The sequence below is a fragment of the Moorena sp. SIO4A1 genome, assembly GCF_010672065.1.
In the GTDB taxonomy this organism is placed as follows: Bacteria; Cyanobacteriota; Cyanobacteriia; order Cyanobacteriales; family Coleofasciculaceae; genus Moorena.
Map to the genome: position 1 here is coordinate 1 of NZ_JAAHHX010000244.1, position 2,719 is coordinate 2,719.

Consider the following 2,719-nt stretch of genomic DNA (forward strand, 5'->3'; position numbering starts at 1 on the left):
TAGCCAATACTTTCTGCTGCTGCTGATAATCCCCGCAGTGATGCACCATTACGGTCTACATTAGCGATATCTCGCAAACGATTCACACTAAACCGTTTTCCCCAATAGCTAGATACCATTACCAAACAGGCGGCACCACAGTCAGAACCACTCTGCTGGGCAAAAAATGGATAGCGTCGGATTACCCGTTGCCATAAATGTCCCACTCGTTGATTAGGATTGGGAAAATAGGCTTTACTAATCGTTTTGGCAGGTGTGGATGGGGCAGTCGCTGATGGGGTTATGGGCTGGGGTGATGGAGTGGGCTGGGTGTCGGAGTCAACCAGTACTGAATTTTGCCTACGGGCGTACTCATACAGATGGTCTCGGATGCGAGGATATTTGCTAATTAGTGGAAACAACAATTCAGGGGTGAGATAGCAAAGCTGAAGATTCCGAGAAGCCCTCGCTGAGTAAGGCGAAAAGGATGCATCGGGAAAAAAGGTAGATTCCCCAAACGAGTCTCCCTCTGTCAAGGTGGCAAATTTTTCCCCAGCACTGTTGAGTAATCTAACCTTGCCGGTCATCACGATATAAATACCAGCTTCCGCCTGTTCAGCTTGCCAAAACTGGCCGACTTTTGGTTCGATAAATTTTATCTGTTTGAGAATCCGGGAAAATTCGGCATCATTAAAGGAATGCCCTAGGGTATCCCTCAGCTGCTGAGAAGAAATTGGGGCTAAATTTTGAACCATAATCCTCTAAACCTAAAAAATCTTCGAGGGAGAGTTAGCGATCTAGATGGCAGGGTCGCTATATCCAGGCAAAATCCTGTGGTAATATGAAGGCAATGTAAAGTTATGAAAAACTCACTGTCTTAATGCAGTCGCTCATGGCCCATGGGTCTGTGTGCGGAACCTGCGTCCGCACCTGTCTTGATGCAGTCGCTCATGGGGGGAACCCCCTTTGGCGGCGCTGCATCGCTCTCCAGCCCCGTGGAAACCAAGCCAGTTGCTCATGGGGGAGACCCCCACAGGTCGGCACTGGCTCCCCAAGACCGCTTAGGTGCCCTTGACCTAGGCGAAAATTCCCCACGGGTCGAACCTCTGCATCGCTTTATATTTGGGTTGCCATTCGAGCTTCATACCGAAACAACAGAATTTTTGTAGGGTTTTGCCACCACCAAACTAATCAATCAAAGTATGATGGTTGCGGTGCGACAAGGCGCGAGGTTCAAACCCCCACTGGAAAGCGCACCAACAGAAAGGCGCGAAATTAAAAATTGAAGTAAACCCACAGTTGTTAAGAAGAGCCTGCCGGATGTAGGAGTCTGTTGACAGGGTTAAAGTCAACGTGGTTTTAACCCTCGGGCGTTGGGCTAACCACAGAATCAACACTGTTTTAACCCGTTAAGATGTCAATATCAACCAATTTCAAGGAAATTAAATAACCAAGATGGAAGAAGAATCCTATTCTTACCGGTAGTCTGGGTATTATATAACAGAAGATTGTTCTGTGAAAAGCGTTTTTACTATCGCTAGACAAAAAACCAAGACTATCAAAGAAGCTAGTCAGTGGACTTTAGATCGGATACTTCAAGAGCATCCAGGTCCCGAATCGCAATCCGATTACTAGGCTGATTGAGATTGCTACTCTCGTTTTCTTGGATAGGTTTCCCTTTAGTAGACAGCCCCATTTGTTTAAGCAGCCGATTCACATGCTGAGGGGTTATTTTAATTCCCAACTCTTTCGCTAGATGTTTACTTAACCACCCCGCTGTCCAACGCTCAAAGGCATAACCAAATTCTTTTGGACCACGGCTGACCAGTTCTCGCAACCGTGCCAGATAGTGATCATTTACTGCTTTAGGGCGACCAATGGGATGATCATTCCACTTATGGGCTTGACCCATACGAGCCATAAAAATCCAATGGCGTACTGTAGCGGCACAACACCCTAGGGCTTTACAAATTTGAACTTGGCTTTTCCCTTCATCCGCTAGCAGCATAATTTCGATACGCTGACGATACTGTTGTGGTAAATCCGATTGCAGATTTTTTTGTAGCAGTTTGCGCTGAAACGGTGTCAAACAAAGACCTACAGAAATGCGTTCGCGTAGCGTGGCCGTAGGCCAATCGCTCTTAGTTTCCGATGTCAATTGATGGTGTGATATTGGTTTCATTGATTAGACGTTGGCATAAGTAGGGAGAAACAATCGGCCAAAGTCTATAGTTGCACATTCATACACCAATATAAACTAACTTTGTTGCCAAATTGGCACTTTTTTTTATTAATAAAAATTAATTTATAATGAAAATTATTTATTTTTGTAGACTAAAGTGATATAATCATCCTGAATCTTTAAGACAAAAGCACAGCAATTTGATGATATGGTGCTTGCCCATATCCTCGTGATCAGTTGTGGGAAAATCTAATGTGGGCGAATCTAATTAATTTGCCGATCTCAGCTGATGGGCAGATGGGGGCATGGGGGCATGGGGAGAGTTATTGACGTAATATATTCCGTTTAAATTCTGATTAGCTTAGGGATTGATCCTAAGTGAGTCATAGGTCATGGAGAAAAGATGAAGGATGAAGGGTGAAGTATCAAGTATGAAGTATCAAGTATGAAGTATTAAGGGTGAAGTGGAGCGATAGAACCTATGGCTCCTATGTGGATTAGACCCAATTAGCAATCACCAATTACAATCAATGACTAAATGAAACATGGACTTGATGC

The 2,719-nt window shown here is 44.6% G+C and carries 3 protein-coding genes; 1 reads left to right on the forward strand and 2 read right to left on the reverse strand.

Annotated features, from left to right (window positions below; translation table 11 throughout):
* A partial coding sequence (locus F6K53_RS36780; protein ID WP_293084476.1) for a cysteine peptidase family C39 domain-containing protein occupies positions 1-734 on the reverse strand: 734 nt, incomplete at its 3' end.
* A gap of 180 nt (positions 735-914) precedes the next feature.
* Here F6K53_RS36780 and F6K53_RS36785 point away from each other — a divergent pair.
* Entirely contained in the window at positions 915-1,148 is a 234-nt protein-coding gene (locus F6K53_RS36785; protein WP_293084478.1) for a hypothetical protein, read from the forward strand.
* 398 nt (positions 1,149-1,546) lie between these two features.
* Here the strand turns inward: F6K53_RS36785 and F6K53_RS36790 are convergent, their stop codons facing one another.
* Entirely contained in the window at positions 1,547-2,161 is a 615-nt protein-coding gene (locus F6K53_RS36790; protein ID WP_081431033.1) for a helix-turn-helix domain-containing protein, read from the reverse strand.
* Positions 2,162-2,719 lie beyond the last annotated feature (558 nt).